We start from the raw sequence: 18,852 nt of genomic DNA on the forward strand, positions 1-18,852 counted from the left end.
TCACTATTTTTTAAATACGGGTATTAGTTGGTTGTTATTTATATCAACAAGCCAGTCTTTTTTACCTTTTGCGCTAATTGTCTCTAGCTCAAAAAATAGAATGCCTTGCTTGTCTTCAACTTCGATTTCGGTAAGCAGTGAGGACAAATCAAGATTAATGGCGTCAATAGCATTAAGCATAGAGTAATCCATTTTTGCCAATTTTTTTGCCGTGACAATACGATCATCTTCAGAAAACCATGAGAATAGACGGCTTTTTTCTTCATTAACAATTGAGCCATCTTGAATTGAAATAGTCAGCTTAATTTTTTTATCGGCTTCAATATCAATTAATTTTACTTCGTGATAATAAACGCCTTCTTCATCGTCAAGCTCATAACTATAAATAATGCCATTATAATCTTGCTGCACTTGTTTGATAGTGTGTTGAGCGGTTATACCTGATTTTTCAATAATCGATTTGGTTATCGCTAATTCTTGTTTGTTAGAACCCGCCCAGCTCGCTGATATGGTACCGACGGTGAGTAAAGTAACTAAGGCAACTGATTTAAGTGAAGAAAGTGAAGTAAGTAAATTTAAACGTTTCATAATATTGTCCTCTAATAAGAATAGTATCAGTTTACTTTGTCCTTAATAAAGCCAAGATGTGCAGAACATTAATTATTGTTAATGAATGGCGGAGGGAGCTTAGCGCTTACTTTTACTAATAATGATCAATAAAGAAGTTATTAGCAAAATAGCTAATAACTTCTTTATTGGGGAAACGCTTAGTTAGTTAGTTAGTTAGTTAGCTTTATTTCACTTCATTTAAAGCGTTAACTATTGATGAACGTCTTTGGTATTGATAGCTGTAATCTAATTTTACCTCACCAGTACCACTGTTTGGCGTGGTATGCATAGTGATTTCAGCATTGTCATCAGTTAGTTGTATATGGGAGAAGCCCCAAATCATACCTTTAGCATAGAGTGCGGTATTATCTTTATATGTCTTGTCTTGATAAGCTTTAAACTTGCTGTGAACGCCACGCTGCTTTGCTGCTGCACCAGAAATAACTTGTAAAAGTGGTGGCGCATTATGGTTCTCACCAAAAACAGCATCACAACTATCTTCATGTAACTCTAAAGAATGTTCATGACCAGCAAAGTAAACATCAGCATATTTACACAATGAAGGTAATATTAGTTTTCTCAATGAACGTGCTTGCTCAAATTTAGTGCCTCCCGTTGACCAAATTGGGTGATGACCAATAACAAGCTTCCACTTAGCTGTAGAGTTTTTAAGCCCTTGCTCTAACCACTTTGCCATGTTTTTTTCTGCATGGTTAATCGGCTTAGTCCAAGCATCAGGTTGATCAATTTCATCAACTTTCATTTCGCTACCATCTGGGTTTAGTTCTGCTTCCATTACGGTCGTACCACCAAGCATCACTTCAGTATCGATAACAAAGATCTCAACATCACCATTTCCGGCAGCTGGTTTTACGCTATAAAAAATACCATCCATATAAAATGGTTTAGTATTTTCCATAAAGTCTACTTGTGCCATTGCTCCTGCTCTTGAGGTATTCCAATCATGGTTACCTAGCGCGGTATAGATGCGGTAATCTGGATTACCTTCACCCAAGTTACCAAAAGGTTTGGTAAATATATCATCAAAACGTGTGCTGTCATCTTTACCATCAATGCCCATTGTTGCGCCATCAGGGTAAATATTATCACCAAGCATTACTGAAAATTCACAAGAGGCCCCATGGCAGTAATCCGTCATAGCTTTAGCTACAGGGTACATGCCACTTGTTTCAATCATGCTGCCTACCTCTGATATATATTCACTCGGTGGCGGGGTAAATTCACTCATAACACGGCCATCTTCAAACCAGTCATTTTTTTCGAACGCAACGAACTCTTGTAAGTCTTTTCTAGCGGGCGTGAATTGTTTCTTCTTCAGGTAATCGGTGTGGTAACCGCTGTCGCCAAACGCAATAAAACCAAAATCGATATTTTGTTGCTGAGCTGCCTGCGGGGAGGCAGCTTCCGGTTTGCTTTCTGAATTGATACAACCGGCTAATGTAACGCTGGCGAGTAATGGTAGCGTTAACCAGAGACTCAATTTAGCTGCATTCTTAACTCGTGGTTTAACTTGTAGCATGGTGTTGTTATTCATTGTTGTACCTATATTTAATCTTTTATTACGGGAAAAATTGAAGGAAAGAGAAACTTTCCTTCAATATAATGAGAACGCTGTTATTAAAATGATTTACGTAACGTTAAGGTAATCATTCTGCCAGAGCTTTCATCTTCATGTTCAAATTCATCAACATTGCCTCGAGTATGGTTGTCGATTACTTCTTGTGTGCTATCACCATCATATTTGGTAAATTTTTCAACTTTATGGGCATCTAATAAGTTAGTGCCACTTAAGCGTAATACGTAACCATCAGCAAATCTTTTTTCAATAAATACCTCAAGGTTCGCGTCATAACTAAGTTCTACTTCTCTGTTAAAATCAACAGATAAACTGTCACCTTGTTTTTGATAACTAAAGCCAAAACTAGCATCCAATTGAGGAATGTTATGCGTTATACCAAAGTTATAAATATAGTCTGGTTGGTCTCTAAAGTTTCTTTCGACTCCGGTAAATTGGTCGTCAATTTTTGAATCGAGTAAGGTCAGGTTAGCAAAGAATCCGGTGTCATCACCTAAAGGGGCACTAAGATCCATTTCTAAACCCCAAGTACTACCATTACCAGCGTTATTGTAGGAATAAAGCGTGCCACCCGCTTCAGATTCACCCACACCCGCTTCTTCGATAACGTCGGTAATATCACGGTAAAAGGCATTAAAGCCAATGATTCCACTACCTGCGAAGGTATACTCATACCCTACATCGATACCCATTGAGACTTCATCTTCTAAAAATGGGTTACCTTGCTTAGTATCGCCATCTTCAGGTGCATCGTGCTCTGTAATTGGCGCAAGTTGCTTGAAGTTAGGTCGTTTTACCGTTTGCGCTAAACTCATTCTAAAGGTGCTATCTTCATTCAACTTAGATGAAAAATGCAGTGAGGGATTAACATGAGTAGAGCTAGCATCATAAGCAATGCCTTCAGCATTGATGGTACGCGCAGTATGTTCGACGCGTAAACCAAGCTCTAAAAAGCTATCGGTGAATATTTCTTTTTTACCTAAGAAGTAACCATCAATGCGATCTTCTTGTACGTCATAAGTTTGGTCTAAATCGATGTCTTCAATGATGCCAGTTTCGCTATCGACGTTATATTCGATGATGGATTCATCACGGTCTTTCATCGATAAATCCATGCCAGATTTAAAGGTTAATTCATTTTCAAATATATGCTCATAAAAGCCCGCGAATATAATCTCAGTGTCTTTGGTATCTTCGAGTTCTCTCGCGTCATACTCCCAAATGTTTTCAGGATCATCACGTTCAAATTTCGTTATATTTTCTACATCGGTTGCGTCAGAATAACTAGCCGATAATTCGAAATTATTATCGTTTGCTAAATCTTTACTATAAATAGCTGAGAGATTGATAGACTCTTCATCAATGAAAACATCGTCACGAGCATATTCGTATTCATCATCATCCACGTCATACATATCTTCGGTCTGTAATTCGCTGCGATCTGTATTTAAGTAGTTAATTTGGAGATCAAGCACTGAAGTATCATCCAAATCATATGATATGCCGGCACTTAATGAGATATCTTCACTATCTCTGATATCTTCTTCTAGCTCATCTTTTTTAAGATCCCCGGGAACAAAACCATTTTCCAAATCGCCATCAGCGGCAAAAACCTGTTCAGTTTTAGTTTTATTGACATAACGTTGTTGGAAGATTGCGGACAGTGTCCAAGACATATCATTGGTATTGCCGCCATAACCAAATGAAGCATTACCTTTAGTGGTACCGTCATCAGCGCTTAAACCACCGATTTTTACAGTACCGCCATCAAAACTGGCGCCATCTTTTAGGATGATATTAATAGTGCCACCAACACCTTGGCTATCTTGGTCGGCACTTGGGCTACGTATTATTTGGATACGGTCAACCATTTCAGCGGGAATACGGTCAACGAAAATAGCTCTATCTGAACTACTACCTGGAACTTTTTTACCGTTGATTAATACTTGGGTATAACCTTCACCCAAACCGCGCATTTGTGGAGCATCATATTCACCAACATCACTACTAAATGAAACACCGGGAGTACGTTTTAACATATCGCCCACTGATGTTGGTTCAAACTGTTCAAAAAACAAGCCGCCGTATTCTAGCTGCGGAGATACAGACTCTGTTCTGTTACGAAAGACAGGAGATCCTGTAACAACAATTTTTTCAACGTCTTTTTCTGCACTGTTTTGCGTATCTTGCGCTAATAGTGGTGTACTAATCGTTGATAATATCGCGATAGAAATACAACTATATAAGCTCGATAAATAGTATGTCTTACTCTTGCTTTTGATGTTTTTCACAATGATTGATCTCGGTTAAATTTTATGGAAATATATCTAAATAGACAGTCACTTCGTATTAATGGCGCCACTTTAACTAAGATTTATGACGCTTTTATGACTAACTTAAGACAGATTTTTGACATAATGATTTATTGATAAGGTTGTTGTTTTTATAAGCTTTTATTAACATCACATGTACATGTGAATACGATTAGTTACATTGTTCTGTCCAAATTTTGGCTGGGTGAAATTGAACGGAACGCCAATATGAGAAATAAAGGTAAGAATGCGGCCACTGAGCATGATTATTCAGCGGCTGAAATATCTGAGCATCAATTATTAACAAAAGTTAATCTTTAATTAACCTTCTCGTTATTGTCTGTTCGATAAACTAATGCCCAGTTAATAATTGGAGAGACAAAAATGACAGCGACTACAATGAGAAAAAGAAATTTAATTCAGATTGCATTAACCTTAGCCCTAACATCAACGTGTAGTATTGCTTATAGCGTTGAAGACAATACAGCAAGTAAAGTGAATAAGATCGAGACAGTGACTGCCTCAGTAGAAACGAGACCTCACTACAAAGATGCCAAAGGGAACTTCACTGATGTTGACGACCCAGCCATCTGGGTAAATCCAACTGACAAAAGCAAAAGCCTAGTGGTTACTACATTAAAAAAGGGGGGCATTGATGTTTATAACTTACAAGGAGAGCTGTTACAGTTTATCCCGTCAGCATTAGCGCCGAGTTGCAGTGACTCTACGGTAAAGTGTGATAATAAAGCGGGCCGAACCAATAATGCCGATATCATTTATAATTTTGATTTCAACGGTAACAAAGAGGATGTGGTCGTGGTGTCAGATCGCGGTCTAGATAAAATGACCATTTATGTCATTAACCCGAATGCAGTCAGTCTATTGCAAAACGTCACCTCAGCAGCTGCACCGTTAATATTTGCCAAAAACCAACAAGACATTAACGAAGGTCGCACCGCTTACGGCTTAGCAACAGTAAAAACGGATAAAGCAATGGCCTTTGTTAGTCAAAATAGTGAAACGCGCGTTGCACAATTAGAAATATTTGATAACGGCGACGGCACGATAAGTTATAAAAACATTGCCAATATAGATTTTCCTAAACAATTTACTTTACCCGACAAGATCAGCTGGACCCCGTGTTCAGATGATAATAATGAGCGCCCTCACTTAGAAGGTATCGTGGCTGACGCCAAAAACGACTCACTATTTCTAGCTCAGGAAGATGTTGGCATTTGGAAAGTAAAACTCAGTGAACCGAACAACATCAAACATTGGCAGTTAATTGCTAAGGTTAAAGAATACGGCATACCCTATACACGCACTTGGGATAAAACTGAGCAAGAATATATTTGTCAGTTAAATAATGAACAAGACAAGAGCTTTGGTAGCAAGCATCTCACCGCAGATGCTGAAGGGTTAACACTTTATGATGGCGGTAATGGTCAAGGTTATTTGTTAGCTTCAAGCCAAGGTAATAACACCATCGCTTTATTTAATCGCGAAGCACCACATCAATATATCAACTCTTTTACCGTAAACGGCGGTAACATTGATGGCGTAAAAGAAACGGATGGCATGATGGTGGTTAACGCAGACTTAGGTAAAGGATTTAGTCAGGGTGTATTAGTTATGCAAGATGGCGACAATAAAACAGTAAAAAACTCATCTTCCACATCAGGTAAAAAAAGAGAAAGTACCAACTTTAAATATGTTTCATGGGGTGAGGTTGCTAAAAAATTAGATTTACCGATTAACACTGAATTTAATAGAAACAAGTAGCACCTACTTAAATTACAAATATTGTTAGTAACAACTCATGAGCATCAGTTTCTACTGGTGCTTTAGGCATTGTCTTTACTCAAATAGAATAACTTGAGAAGTCATGTTCTTCTACTTAGGTGTACAAGTGTTATTTTAACTTGTTGTAATTATTGATTTAATAAAATTTAATATGAGAGTAATTCATCTTTAATATTATTTAATTAGTAAGTACAGCGGTTAGGTGTTCCATTGGTGGTCAGAACAATAACTACTTACTACAACAACCGTTATCCTGACAGGAATAAAATAATAATGAAGTTCTTTACTACAAAAGCCAGTTTATTTATTGGCGCTATCTCTTTAATGACTAGTTCAGTTATTCAAGCAAACCCTGAACTCGCTAATAATAGTAAAATTATGTTTGATGATTTTAGCTATAAAACCCTCACTGACGCACAAAATAATGGCTGGGTACCTAGAACGCAGGTAGGCCATCCCGGTATAAAAAATGCGACGTGGTGGTCAGCAGGTATTAGCTTTCACCCTGATCAAAGTAATGCCAATAATACCGTGATGCGCTTAACCTCAAAAACTGATGGCAGCCCAGAAAATACTCGCCACACGCAAATTTGTCATCAGCGTAAGTACCTAGAAGGTACCTATGCCGCTCGTTTATTTTTTAATGATCAACCTGACTTTGGTCCTGACGGTGATGGCATTGTCGAAACCTTCTACACTATCAGTCCACTAGAAGCGCCAATGGATAAAAATTACAGCGAAATGGATTTTGAATACCTGGCCAACGGTGGTTGGGGCGAAAAAGAGAATGTATTATTTTCAACTTCTTGGGAAACTTTCCAACTTGAGCCTTGGACAAAAGTGAATGCTTTTGATACTTATGTAAAAAGCCTGCAAGGCTGGAATACCGTAGTATTACAGGTGTTTGATAATGAGGTGAAATATTATATAAACGGGCATTTATTTTCACAACACGGCAGTGATGTGTATCCAGAAGTAGCTATGTCGGTTAATTTCAATTTATGGTTTATACCAGAGCAAATAGTAGAAAGCACTGAGATGCGTCAATATCATCAAGAGATTGATTGGGTGTATTTTAATGCCGATCAGAATTTGTCCCATAAAGAAGTGGTAAACGAAGTCGCAAGATTACGTAAAAGTAATGTTAAACAACAAGATAATGTGCCACATTGGCAACCTGAGTTAGATAGCTATTGCGGTTTGTAATAGGTTCATAAAGATATAAAAAAAAATCATGATTGAGCTGTTAGCTTCATCATGATTTCATCCTTTTAGGATATGAATAAACAACTGTAATGGATAAGTTATGACAGATACAGATAAGGTAATTCGTTGGGGCATTATTGGCTGTGGCGCGGTAACTGAAGTCAAGAGCGGGCCTGCCTATCAAAAAACAGCAGGTTTTGAATTAACAGCAGTAATGCGCCGAGATCTAAAGCTTGCTAGAAGTTATGCCCAACGACATAACGTCGCTAAATTTAGTGATAATGCGGCTGATATTATTAATGATACCAATATTGATGCCATCTATATTGCTACTCCACCGGATAGTCATAAACATTATGCTTTAATGGTGGCTGAAGCAGGTAAACCTTGTTGCATTGAAAAGCCTTTAGCATCGAGTTATCAAGAAAGCCTAGCGATTGAGCAGGCTTTTAAAAAAGCGAATGTACCACTGTTTGTCGCTTATTATCGCCGCTCTTTACCGCGATTTAATAAGGTGAAAAATTTACTAGAAAGCAAAGCTATCGGGCAAGTACGGCATATTAGCTGGCAGTTAAGTAAGCCGGCCAATACGATTGATTTATCGGGGCAATATAATTGGCGTACAGATAAAAGTATTGCCGCAGGAGGTTATTTCGACGACTTAGCTAGCCACGGTTTAGATTTATTTTCTTTTCTACTGGGGGACTTTCAGCAAGTCAGCGGCATAGCGACAAATCAGCAGGGCCTATACTCTGCCTTTGATGCGGTTACTGCCTGTTGGCAACATGAAAGTGGTGTTACCGGTATCGGCAGTTGGAACTTTGGTGGTGCAGCAAGGCAAGATAGCGTGACCATAGTGGGTAGTGAAGGGGAGTTAAATTTCTCCGTATTCGATGAAGTACCCATAGTGTTAACTCAAGGTAATAGTCGCGAAATATTTACCATTGAAAACCCTAAAAACATTCAATTATATCATGTTGGAAATATCTATCAGCAACTTATAAATGGGCAACAACACCCATCAAATGGCTCTTCTGCGCTACATACTAGTTGGGTTATGGATAAAATTTTAGCCGTTAACTAATATTCACTTTTATCGAATGAATCGGTCAGCAATCAGCTTAATTGACTTGGTAGGTTTTGTTATCATCCTGCCAAGCGCTTACCTTCGCGATTAACACGTTATTTTTAGCTTTTATTGCAATGCTCTTAGCTTGAGCTGCATAAGCTTGAGCTTGAGCTTGAACTGTTTTTTCGGCGTTTAGGGCAACTTGAGCTTGCGCTAACAAAATAGCCACTTTATTCGTTGCCACACCATCTTTATTGGCGATAGTGGTTGCTTGGGTAAAATAAGTGCGACCCAGTTCGATTTTATCTTGTGCATAGGCTATTAGCGCTAACTCTATAAGTGCGCGTGTTTGCCCGTAACTACCTTCAAAATCTTTATGGTATTGCATAGCTGTTTCTAATAAAGGAATTGCTTCGAGATATTGATGTTGTAGGCGCTTTATTTTAGCTAACTCTTCATGGGCATAAGCAATAAATAGTGCATCATGATAGTGCTCTGCCAGTTTTTTGGTTAATAAGATATAACGTTCAGCTTTAGATAAATCATGGTGAGTTAGTGAGTCTTTTTCATATTGATGAATAAGTAATACCCCTATCATCAAATGACTACGAATCTCTTCTCTGTGCATTTTCTTTTGACGCGCTTGCGCTATGTTTTCTTTCATTAAGATAATGCCTTGCTCGGTATCACCACTGTTAATATAGCTGGCGGCTAAAAATCGACGAGCGGCTAATAGGTCATTATTGCTTTGCAGCGCAGAAGAGAAAAAGGTAGTTGCTTGTACATAATCTCTTTGTAAATAAAGTGCTATACCACGAGCAAAAGCTTCATTACTAAAGTCGCTAATATATGGCAGGGACGTTTGTGTGGCGTGTGGAGCAAAACGTAGTGTTATTTTTTGCACTAATTGCTCTAGGGCGTCCGGAATACTAGCGGCTAAGATAACCCCTTGTTCAACTCGCTGAGCAAGGTAGAAACTATAATCTAGCTGGAAATCTTGCGGATAACCTCGAAGTGTAGTTTGTACCAATAAATCGACGTTTAACGTTTGAGCAAGCGCTCTTAACTCGTTAGGGTCGGGATTTATTGAATTTTGTAATTTTTCTTGTTTAGATAATTGAATTGACTGAAGCAACTGTGTGCTAGCAATCAGTTGTAATGGCGTGTTTTTTGTTAAGCTTTCCCTTATATAGTCCATACCTTGTAAAGGAACCCAGTCGTGAATATCATCAGGCATATCATTAATGACTGGTAATAAAGCAACAGTGAAGCGTTCTTTTGTCGGGTTTTGGTGATTACTTTGGGAAGAGTGATAAATAAGTAAGCCGATGAAGGTGACAAAGGTCAATGCAGCAATTAGTACTAGATAGGTTGTATTGACGGATTTTCCTAAAAAACTACTTTTATTGGTGATTTCACTGAGCTCAGCCGTCCATTGATAGCCTTGGCGTGGATAAGTTTTAATGACATGGCTGCCAAGTAAATCACGAATCTCTTTTATCGATTGTACCAATACTTGTTCTTGTACAACGACATCGTGCCAGACAGAGTCTAATACTTCCTGTTTAGTAACTATTTTAGTTTGATGAGCGATTAAGTATTTTAAGACTAATAACGTTTTTGCCCTGATACTAATTGTTTGACCATCTTTGATCAACACGCCAGCAGTTAAGTTGAGCTCAATATCATTAAAAGTAAATCGCATAAAAGAACAGTTACAGCTTAGTTAGAGGGAAATTATTATAAATGAGCGGCTATGTTGGCTTAAATTAAATCTGAGTGCAACCAGCAGATGTTTTGCTTACTGATAAAGTGAAACAGAGTCGACTTTATTCATGCCCTAGTGCGACAGTGAGTGTTTGTTTAAATAGGAAGTTCTTGGCGTGCTACAAGCAACAGTTAGGGTTAAATAGCTTGCTTTGCTCATAACAGTCTATTAACGTATTATTAAAAATAATTCTCAATTGAATTTAGATTTCACTTCGAACTTAAATTCAAATAAACAAGGAAAAAATATTTATGGAAAATTTTGTTGAAGGTATTCTTACTAGTCCTGTTGTATGGATTACTATTGTTATTTTATACACGCTAAAAAAGGGCATTTATTTTGTCCCACAAAACCGAGGTTATGTTATTTATACCTTAGGTAAGTACAGCAAAACGCTTTCTGCGGGTTTAAATTTTATCATCCCTTACGTGCAATCAGTTGCTGCTGATCGTAATTTAAAAGAACAGTCATTAGAGATTATTTCACAACCTGCAATAACTAAAGATAACATTACTTTAGATATTGACGGTATTTTGTTTATGAAAGTCACTGATGCTTCAGCAGCGACCAATAACATCACCGATTATAAAATGTCGGTAGTACAACTTGCTATGACGAGTATGCGTAATGCTATTGGCTCAATGGAGTTAGATGATTGTTTTCAAAACCGTGATGCCATTAATGCACAAATCTTAAACTCAATGACAGAAGCCACAGCACCTTGGGGTGTAATGGTTACTCGTTATGAAATAAAAGATATTACGCCACCACAGACTATCCGCGAAGATATGGAAAAACAAATGACCGCAGAGCGTGAAAAACGTTCAGTGATATTAACCGCCGAAGGGGTTAAAGTCGCAGCGATCACAGAAGCTGAAGGTCAGAAACAAGCGAGAGTTTTAGATGCTGAAGCAGCAAAAGCTGAGCAAGTACTTGCAGCAGAGGCATCAAAAGAGTCACAAATACTTGAAGCAACAGGTAAAGCGGAAGCGATACGCTTAGTTGCAGATGCAGACGCTAATGCCTTAGAAGTGGTAGGTAATGCGGCAAATACTGAACAAGGTCATGCGGCGGTAATGCTAACACTAGCACAAGATGCAATTACAGCGCATCAAGCTATTGCGAACGAAAGTACAGTAGTACTAACAGATGGCAAAACAGGTGAAAACATTGCTAATACAGTTGCGCAAGCGATTGCTGTTTCAAGTAGTTTGAAGTTGTCTAACTAGTACTTATTGTAGACCTATATATTTGGGTGTAAAGTCAAATAAACTAGGTCTATCTTTCTTTTACCAAAGAGGTTCTATGGAATATTTTTTAGAAAACCCTTCTCATTTATGGTATCTAATTGCAGGTATTAGCTTTGTAGTTGAATTGAGTATTATGGGTTTAAGTGGTCCGTTACTCTTTTTTGCTATTGCTAGTTTGACTACGGGTATTTTAGTGAGTGTTGGTTTTGTTGATGGTTGGCAAGGTGAAATATTAACGGTTGGCCTTTTAACTGCGGTTGTTGCTGCTATTTTATGGAAACCATTAAAGTCATTGCAGAATTCAAAAGATAAAACGGATGATTCTAGCGATATGATAGGTTTGCAAGTACCTGCCAGCTCTGAAATTAATGCAACTAGCGGTACCATTCGTTATTCAGGTATCGATTGGCAAGCACGTTTAGCTGATGAAGCTAATGGGGCAGCCATTAGTGAGAAGAGTCAGTGTGAAATTGTCGGAATAACGGGTACTACTATGTTAGTTAAGGTCTCAGCACTTAAATAAATTGTAACGCTGAGATATCAGAAGTCCCAAATAAAACGACGCACTAGCGTCGTTTTTTTGCTTTATTTTAGCTTAATCCACAGGCGTTCATCGGTTAACAGTGCTTTGGTTTTATCAGATAATAAAGGGTTACGTAGGGGAAATGAGGTGCGATTATTGACGTTAGCTTTAGATAAAATACCTGAAGTGATTCTATGATTCAGAAAAAATTGTTCAAATTGACCTGATTCAAGTAACAGCGCCAAGCCAAAAGATAAACGTTGTTGTAATCGTTCATTATGTTTATTAACAAAAAAGAATGTCGGGGCAGGGTATTGCAGCATTAAATATTTTTCAACGGTAAGGCCTTCGTCATCAGAAATTTCTAACCAAGGTTCATGTAGCGCTCGTGGAAAATAACTGAATCGTCCTTTTTTTAACATTTTAATTAAAGAAACATCATTGCCTTTAACAACTTGAAAGTTGTTGGCCAACAAAATATCACTATCGGCCCAATTATGTCCTTGACCAAGATCTATTTTTTTTAGATCAGCTAACGATGTCTTTTTATTAAAAAGGTGTTGTTTATTTTTAGGAATAATAAAGATTCGATAGCCCATTAGTCCCTTTAATATAGGAAAATAAATGGCCTGAAGTTTATTTTCTAATGTTTGGGAGGTCATTCGCCAAGTTAAATCAATATACTCTTCACGTTGCAACATCATCGATGTTCTAGCTTGAGCCATTTCAATATTGACGGGCTGTAATTTGTAGTCGCCATAACGGGATTTACTGACCTCAAGTGCCAGTGTTAATAAGTCAACAAAATAGCTTTGTTTAAGGTCGGGGTATTTCTTTGACTCGACATAACGAACCAGATCTATTTCAGTAGCAAAGCTAAAGTTACTGATTAATGCCATGGTGATTAATAGTTGGCGGATGTTACTTAGAACCATGAATCACATTGCAGTTATTGGCTAATAATGAATATTATTATAGCCTAAATTATTTAAGCTGCGAGGAGAATTTCGCAGCTTAAATAAAGACTTATATGTCTATTTATATATCTTCTCAGCCCAACGCGCTAAACCTGAAGTTACGCTGCCAAAATGATCACCCACAACGATAGGGATGTTTGGCATTTGCTGTTGTAAAAACTCACTCAATACAGGTGATTTTGCTGTACCACCGGTGACAAAAATCACTTCTGGTTGACACTGAGCTTGCTCTACAGCAGATTTCATTATATCGGCAATACTTTCTAGGGTGCGCTTATTAGCAGTGCGTAATGTCTCTTTGGTAACGTCTGCATAAAGATCATCGCTAATATCTGTTAGGTCGATTGTTTGCTCATTTTGCTCTGAGAGAGCAATTTTTGCTTGCTCAGCGGCATTGACTAATTGATAGCTAAGTTTGTGATCGTGTACAGCCACTAAGCGTTCAATTATTGCTGTTTCTTTGGCATCACGTGATAACTGAAGTAAATCACGTCTATTTTTAGCACTGTAAAATTCTGTTTGTTCATTAATGTTATTAATCGCGAGTGCTTGATAAAAGCTACTCGTTGGCATCGGTTTACCTGTCTTTAATAAACTATTCATACCTAAACTTGGCATGATGCCTTGTAAGGCCAATTGAATATCAAAGTCATTACCTGCAACGCGTAGACCCGCATGAGCGAGTAGATGATCGTTACGATTATCGTTATCGGTGAAATTCGGGCTCATGAGTAACATTGAACAATCACTAGTACCTCCACCAATATCTACCACTAATACGCGTGTTTCTTTAGTTAATGATGATTCAAATTCAAAACCAGCCGCGACAGGCTCATATTGAAATTCAACATCTTTAAAACCAACACGTTTTGCTGCATTAGTTAATACGGCTATGGCTTGTCGGTTACTTTCTTCACCGTGCAACCCTTGGAAATTAATCGGACGTCCAATTACTGTTTGAGTGACTTCTTTTTGTAATGCTTGCTCAGTAAGGCTTTTCACATTACTCATCATACAAGCGACAATATCTTCAAAAAATTGAATTTGTGCTGGTGCTAAACCGCCCGCGCCAAGAAATGATTTAGGTGATTTGATGTAATAACCTTCTTCGGGATCCTCAAGGTATTGCTCTAATGCGGTTTTACCAAAGAGTAAATCACTTGATATGCCATCAAACTTTAACTCACGCAGAGCCGATTGACCTTTTTGCAACTGATTTTTACGATCAGTGAGAAACGTCGCCTGTTGTGTGGCCGGTAACTGTTGAGACAGCCAGTTAGTAATAACATCACGGCTTGGTGCATATAGATTTGAGGCAATATATGACTCATCACCCAATAAAGGAATAATGTGTGGCTGACCATTGCGCATGGTGGCAACACCACAGTTGGATGTACCGTAATCGAAACCTATCATCATTAATACCTAAGAGAATGCCTACTAGAAAAAGGCCGCGTAGCATACTCAGTAACTAAGATAATCTCAAGGCCTAGGGATAATTAATTTGTAAATGGTTGATCTTCAGCGTTAAGTTTTGAATTTAAGCCGAGCTGAAGATATAGCTTACGTCACTTGGTTGTGTTCGCTTTTCTAGGCAGTTAAAATAGCGAAAATTGTGTTGAGAGCTAATGATGAAATTAAGTAAAACGAATCAAAAAATTGATAATAACGTCTGTAAAGCGTTGACCATTGCCTGTGAATCATCTTTGCATGAGGTTGCTGGTTTTGTTTGGTTAACCCATAGAGCGAATTATACTAATTTTCCTGCTAGCTTAGTCATTACCTGTGTATTTAGCACCAATGAAGAAGTTACCGCGATGAAAGCGCAACAACAAGATGAAGTTTTGCGCTTGAGTATTCAAAAACAATTAGTAAAAGTGGGCGTAGTTGCTAAAAATATCAAACAATGTGTTCATTTTGATAGTGAACAGGCTTGTCAGGCGCAACATAGTGGGGATTGGGAAGCGCGTTTAGCATTGCGCATTGTAAAACAAAAAACTATGTCTCGACGTACTCACTAATAAGTTTGTATAAAACGAAGCCCAGATTTTAGGCTTCGTTTATTCAGTGCTTATTTTACAGTCGAACTTGACCATCACCAAAAACAACAAATTTCTCTGTCGTTAAAGCCTCTAGGCCCATCGGCCCGTAAGCATGTAATTTACTGGTTGAGATACCTATTTCTGAGCCTAAACCTAATTGGTTACCATCTGAAAAACGTGACGATGCATTAACCATTACAACCGAAGAGTTTATTTGGCGGACAAATTGTTGGCTGCGTGAAATATCTTGGCTGATAATGACTTCAGTATGATCAGAAGTAAATTCATTGATATGACTAATAGCTTTGTTAAAACTATTCACTACCTTTACTGCAATTTCCTGCGCTAAGTACTCAGCTTGGTAATCTGCTTCGGTTGCTAATTCAGCGTTGGCAAAATAACCAATACTGTCTTTACAGGCATGTATTTTCACTTGTGCAGCATCATTAAGTGCTTTAGCTGCTAAAGGTAAGAAACTAGCGCTAATATCGCCGTGCACTAAAACTGTCTCAAAGGCATTACAAGCACTAGGTTTTTGGGTTTTACCATTAACCAAAATATCGACAGCTTTATCTAAATCAGCGTACTTATCTATGTATAAGTGACAAACACCCTTGTAGTGTTGAATAACCGGAATACGACTGTTTTCACTGACATAACGGATTAAACCTTCACCACCACGTGGAATAACTAAATCGATAGTATCACTCTGTTGTAGTAAGTCTTCAATAACGCTGCGACTCGTATCAGGTACTACGCTGACAATATTTTCATCAACATTATGTGTGGTTAATACTTGATGCAAACATTGCGCGATTGCTAAGTTAGAGTAAATAGCTTCAGAGCCACCACGTAGAATGACTGCATTGCCTGATTTAATACATAAGGCAGCGGCTTCAGCGGTAACATTAGGTCGAGCTTCGTAAATCATGGCAATTACACCAAGAGGAATACGCATTTTACCGACTTGAATGCCATTTGGACGTAATGATAATTTATCAATATCGCCAATAGGATCCGCTAAGGCGACAATTTCACGAATAGCGGCACTAATTTCTTTAATGCCTTTATCGTTTAGTACTAATCTATCTAACATGGCTTGCGATAAACCTTTCTCACGGCCCGCAGTTATATCTTTATTGTTTTCTTCAATGATCATGTCGCTGTTATCTTCAACCGCAGTGGCGATAGCATTTAACAGGGTGTTTTTTTCAGTACTGTTCAGTTGTGCTGCCACTCTGCTGGCTGCTTTAGCTTTTTTTGCCATCGTGGCGATATTAAAATTGGTCATTTTGTTACTCTTATCGAAAAATTTTTAAGTTGCTATACGCTAAATTAGAAAATAACCATATCATCGCGATGTACGACAACTTCACCATAATCATGGCCTAAAATAGCGATAATATCATTACTGTGTTTGCCCATAATTCTTTTCAAATCATAGTGACTATATAAGGTAATGCCTTTGCCGATCACTGTATTGTTTTGAGCATCGATAAGATCGATAGCATCGCCAGCTTCAAACCTTTTTGTTACCGATTTTATACCTGCGGGTAATAGAGACGCGCCTTTATTAACAACAGCATTAACGGCGCCTGGATCGAGTTTTATTTTACCTCGGCTTTTTAATGTGTGTTTTAACCAGTGCTTTTTAGCGGTAATAATATTTTTATCTGCAGCAAAACGTGTACCGGGGTTCACTTGTGCGATAAGAGAGCTAAAAACCTCACTTTTAGTACCGTTGACAATATAGGTATTTATCCCATGTTCAACGGCTTTTTCAGCGGCTTCTATTTTGGTTTTCATACCTCCCATGGCTAGAGGATTACGACTTGTGCCAGCCATGGCATATATTTCATCAGTGATCTTATCAATATTAGGGATTAATACGGCATCATCATTGATATTTGGGTCTTTGGTGAATACACCATCAATATCACTTAATATGAATAAACTGTCTGCCTCACAGGCTTGGGCAACTAACGCGGCAAGGTTGTCATTATCACCGATGGAGAGTTCTTTGGTGGTGACGGTGTCATTCTCATTAACGATAGGTAGCACGCCATTGGCTAACTGAATTTTAATCGTTTCTTGAATGCTGATAAAACGTTCTCTATCAGCTAAATCATTTTGGGTGATGAGTATTTGGCTACAAGGGACATCAAAAAAACGTTGCCAGTTAGCCATCATTTGCATCTGACCTACGCTAGACATGGCTTTTTTAGTGGATATTGATAGCTTTGGTGAGCCATGCTGAATGACCGTTCGGCCAGCTGCGACACCACCAGAGGAAACTAAGATTATCTCTTTGCCTTGCTGTTGGCATGTGGTGATAAATTGTGCGATTGCTAATATGTATTGGCCGCTACAACCATCGCTAGTAGGCGCTACTAAGGCACTACCAACTTTGATCACAGCTCTATTAAAATTCATTTTATCTCCTTTGTTAAGCTGTCTTCAGTATGCAGTAAACTGAGTAAAAACTCAATTGATTACATTTTTATTCACTATGACACAATATGAAACGTATGTTTTTAGCCCTTTTAGAAAGTATCTGCGACGAACGATGCTTTTTACATGACTAGATTAGCCAAAAAGCTTCAATTACTTTGGTATAAAAAAAAAGTGATCGCTTTTTGTCCATTTTAAATTTCTATTGATAATGTGATTATGAAAAGGGATGCTCAGTGAGCAGGCAATAAAAAAATATAATTATTAGCTAAATCATGATTAAATAACGTTATCCGTATTACTTATCTATTATTAGTTATTAGCAAGATATGTTAAATTTTTTACCTGCCAAATTGATCGGTTTTTTATCCTTCTCCCTTTATATCCTTAATACACTATTTTGGCTGATGCCTATTTTAGTGTTTTCTCTATTTAAAGCTTTAATTCCATTAAACTTCTCTAAAAAGATCTTTAGTTACTTACTTGATTTGATGGCAAGTAATTGGGTGGCTACCAATAGCCTGATTCAAAAAATATTCACCAAAACCACTATTGTGGTGACCGGATTAGAAGCGCTTAAAATTAACGACTGGTATTTAGTGTTAGCAAATCACCAAAGCTGGGTTGATATAGTGGTATTACAACGAGCTTTACATGGAAATATTCCGTTTTTAAAATTCTTCCTAAAAAAAGAACTGATTTATGTACCGCTGCTGGGCTTGGCTTGGTGGGCACTCGATTTTCCTTTTATGAAGCGATACAGCCAAGCTTTTTTGAAGAAAAACCCTCACTTACGTGGCAAAGATTTAGAAACAACCCGAAATGCCTGTGCTAAGTTTAAGCACAAGCCCGTTAGTGTGATGAATTTTATTGAAGGCACACGTTTTACGCAAAAAAAGCATGACCAACAAGATTCTCCTTTCCAACATATGTTGAAGCCTAAATCAGGTGGAATTTCTTTTGTGTTGGATGCCATGGGTGAGCATTTAACTAAAATTGTTGATGTGACTATTTATTATCCGGACGGTATCCCAAACTTTAGTGATTTTGTTTATGGGCAAGTGGAAAGGGTACACATTGATATTCAAACCTTCGATATTGCCAGTGAACTGGGTCATATCGATTTTTTAGATCGTAATGATAGAGTTGCTTTTCAAAAATGGTTAACCCAATTTTGGCATGATAAAGATGCCCGACTTGAAAAAATGAGATTGCAACATACTATTCCAAATGAGAAATAATCGT

General features: G+C 37.9%; 15 protein-coding genes. 7 read left to right on the forward strand and 8 right to left on the reverse strand.

What is annotated here, in order from left to right:
• Nucleotides 1-3: 3 nt before the first annotated feature.
• The 3 genes from CXF85_RS18505 to CXF85_RS18515 all read right to left on the reverse strand — a co-directional run bounded on the left by CXF85_RS18505 (nt 4) and on the right by CXF85_RS18515 (nt 4,497).
• Nucleotides 4-588 carry a hypothetical protein gene (locus CXF85_RS18505; protein WP_101230118.1) on the reverse strand — a complete coding sequence of 195 codons (585 nt, stop codon included), beginning with the start codon at nt 586-588 and terminating at the stop codon, nt 4-6.
• Between the two features lie 205 nt (nt 589-793).
• Nucleotides 794-2,164 (reverse strand): metallophosphoesterase, encoded by a 1,371-nt coding sequence (locus tag CXF85_RS18510; RefSeq protein WP_232771259.1) that lies wholly within the window; start codon nt 2,162-2,164, stop codon nt 794-796.
• A gap of 83 nt (nt 2,165-2,247) precedes the next feature.
• Nucleotides 2,248-4,497 (reverse strand): TonB-dependent receptor plug domain-containing protein, encoded by a 2,250-nt coding sequence (locus CXF85_RS18515; protein WP_101230119.1) that lies wholly within the window; start codon nt 4,495-4,497, stop codon nt 2,248-2,250.
• A gap of 405 nt (nt 4,498-4,902) precedes the next feature.
• On the opposite strand from CXF85_RS18515, the gene CXF85_RS18520 reads away from it, so the two are divergent.
• From CXF85_RS18520 to CXF85_RS18530, 3 genes are all read left to right on the forward strand, one after another.
• The gene (locus CXF85_RS18520) at nt 4,903-6,300 is read left to right on the forward strand and encodes a phytase (RefSeq protein ID WP_101230120.1); all 1,398 of its coding nucleotides are present in this window, start codon (nt 4,903-4,905) and stop codon (nt 6,298-6,300) included.
• Between the two features lie 294 nt (nt 6,301-6,594).
• Complete coding sequence (locus tag CXF85_RS18525; protein ID WP_101230121.1) at nt 6,595-7,527, forward strand: glycoside hydrolase family 16 protein; 933 nt, start codon at nt 6,595-6,597, stop codon at nt 7,525-7,527.
• Nucleotides 7,528-7,627: 100 nt separating this feature from the next.
• A complete protein-coding gene (locus CXF85_RS18530; RefSeq protein WP_101230122.1) occupies nt 7,628-8,611 on the forward strand; it encodes a Gfo/Idh/MocA family protein in 984 nt (327 codons plus the stop codon).
• Between the two features lie 37 nt (nt 8,612-8,648).
• Here CXF85_RS18530 and CXF85_RS18535 read toward each other — a convergent pair whose 3' ends face one another.
• Nucleotides 8,649-10,301, reverse strand: coding sequence for a winged helix-turn-helix domain-containing protein (locus CXF85_RS18535; protein ID WP_101230123.1), 1,653 nt, complete (start codon nt 10,299-10,301; stop codon nt 8,649-8,651).
• Between the two features lie 314 nt (nt 10,302-10,615).
• Between CXF85_RS18535 and CXF85_RS18540 the strand changes: the two genes are divergently transcribed.
• Nucleotides 10,616-11,593, forward strand: a complete 978-nt coding sequence (locus CXF85_RS18540; protein ID WP_101230124.1) for an SPFH domain-containing protein — start codon at nt 10,616-10,618, stop codon at nt 11,591-11,593.
• A gap of 76 nt (nt 11,594-11,669) precedes the next feature.
• On the forward strand, nt 11,670-12,137 hold the full coding sequence (locus tag CXF85_RS18545) for an NfeD family protein (RefSeq protein WP_101230125.1): 468 nt from the start codon (nt 11,670-11,672) through the stop codon (nt 12,135-12,137).
• A 62-nt stretch (nt 12,138-12,199) separates the two neighbouring features.
• Here the strand turns inward: CXF85_RS18545 and CXF85_RS18550 are convergent, their stop codons facing one another.
• Complete coding sequence (locus CXF85_RS18550) at nt 12,200-13,072, reverse strand: hypothetical protein (protein WP_157829135.1); 873 nt, start codon at nt 13,070-13,072, stop codon at nt 12,200-12,202.
• Between the two features lie 99 nt (nt 13,073-13,171).
• Nucleotides 13,172-14,533, reverse strand: coding sequence for a molecular chaperone (gene yegD / locus CXF85_RS18555; protein WP_232771260.1), 1,362 nt, complete (start codon nt 14,531-14,533; stop codon nt 13,172-13,174).
• A 212-nt stretch (nt 14,534-14,745) separates the two neighbouring features.
• Between yegD and CXF85_RS18560 the strand changes: the two genes are divergently transcribed.
• Nucleotides 14,746-15,135, forward strand: coding sequence for a Fis family transcriptional regulator (locus CXF85_RS18560; RefSeq protein ID WP_101230128.1), 390 nt, complete (start codon nt 14,746-14,748; stop codon nt 15,133-15,135).
• Nucleotides 15,136-15,190: 55 nt separating this feature from the next.
• Here the strand turns inward: CXF85_RS18560 and CXF85_RS18565 are convergent, their stop codons facing one another.
• Both CXF85_RS18565 and proB read right to left on the reverse strand, forming a co-directional pair.
• Complete coding sequence (locus CXF85_RS18565) at nt 15,191-16,447, reverse strand: glutamate-5-semialdehyde dehydrogenase (protein WP_101230129.1); 1,257 nt, start codon at nt 16,445-16,447, stop codon at nt 15,191-15,193.
• A gap of 44 nt (nt 16,448-16,491) precedes the next feature.
• On the reverse strand, nt 16,492-17,589 hold the full coding sequence (gene proB, locus CXF85_RS18570) for a glutamate 5-kinase (protein WP_101230130.1): 1,098 nt from the start codon (nt 17,587-17,589) through the stop codon (nt 16,492-16,494).
• Between the two features lie 347 nt (nt 17,590-17,936).
• Here proB and CXF85_RS18575 point away from each other — a divergent pair, with 347 nt between their 5' ends.
• Nucleotides 17,937-18,848: an acyltransferase gene (locus tag CXF85_RS18575; RefSeq protein ID WP_101230131.1), complete on the forward strand. Its 912-nt coding sequence runs from the start codon at nt 17,937-17,939 to the stop codon at nt 18,846-18,848.
• The last annotated feature ends 4 nt before the right edge of the window (nt 18,849-18,852 follow it).

Source organism: Colwellia sp. 75C3, assembly GCF_002836255.1.
Taxonomy (GTDB): Bacteria; Pseudomonadota; Gammaproteobacteria; order Enterobacterales; family Alteromonadaceae; genus Colwellia.

What these genes read in the sequence shown, in the direction of transcription:
- CXF85_RS18505 (WP_101230118.1), bottom strand. Translation starts at nt 588, where the DNA reads ATGAAACGTTTAAATTTACTTACTTCACTTTCTTCACTTAAATCAGTT.
- CXF85_RS18545 (WP_101230125.1), top strand. Translation starts at nt 11,670, where the DNA reads ATGGAATATTTTTTAGAAAACCCTTCTCATTTATGGTATCTAATTGCA.
- CXF85_RS18560 (WP_101230128.1), top strand. Translation starts at nt 14,746, where the DNA reads ATGAAATTAAGTAAAACGAATCAAAAAATTGATAATAACGTCTGTAAA.
- CXF85_RS18535 (WP_101230123.1), bottom strand. Translation starts at nt 10,301, where the DNA reads ATGCGATTTACTTTTAATGATATTGAGCTCAACTTAACTGCTGGCGTG.
- CXF85_RS18540 (WP_101230124.1), top strand. Translation starts at nt 10,616, where the DNA reads ATGGAAAATTTTGTTGAAGGTATTCTTACTAGTCCTGTTGTATGGATT.
- CXF85_RS18525 (WP_101230121.1), top strand. Translation starts at nt 6,595, where the DNA reads ATGAAGTTCTTTACTACAAAAGCCAGTTTATTTATTGGCGCTATCTCT.
- yegD (WP_232771260.1), bottom strand. Translation starts at nt 14,533, where the DNA reads ATGATGATAGGTTTCGATTACGGTACATCCAACTGTGGTGTTGCCACC.
- CXF85_RS18530 (WP_101230122.1), top strand. Translation starts at nt 7,628, where the DNA reads ATGACAGATACAGATAAGGTAATTCGTTGGGGCATTATTGGCTGTGGC.
- CXF85_RS18520 (WP_101230120.1), top strand. Translation starts at nt 4,903, where the DNA reads ATGACAGCGACTACAATGAGAAAAAGAAATTTAATTCAGATTGCATTA.
- CXF85_RS18550 (WP_157829135.1), bottom strand. Translation starts at nt 13,072, where the DNA reads ATGGTTCTAAGTAACATCCGCCAACTATTAATCACCATGGCATTAATC.
- CXF85_RS18510 (WP_232771259.1), bottom strand. Translation starts at nt 2,164, where the DNA reads ATGAATAACAACACCATGCTACAAGTTAAACCACGAGTTAAGAATGCA.
- CXF85_RS18575 (WP_101230131.1), top strand. Translation starts at nt 17,937, where the DNA reads ATGTTAAATTTTTTACCTGCCAAATTGATCGGTTTTTTATCCTTCTCC.
- CXF85_RS18565 (WP_101230129.1), bottom strand. Translation starts at nt 16,447, where the DNA reads ATGACCAATTTTAATATCGCCACGATGGCAAAAAAAGCTAAAGCAGCC.
- proB (WP_101230130.1), bottom strand. Translation starts at nt 17,589, where the DNA reads ATGAATTTTAATAGAGCTGTGATCAAAGTTGGTAGTGCCTTAGTAGCG.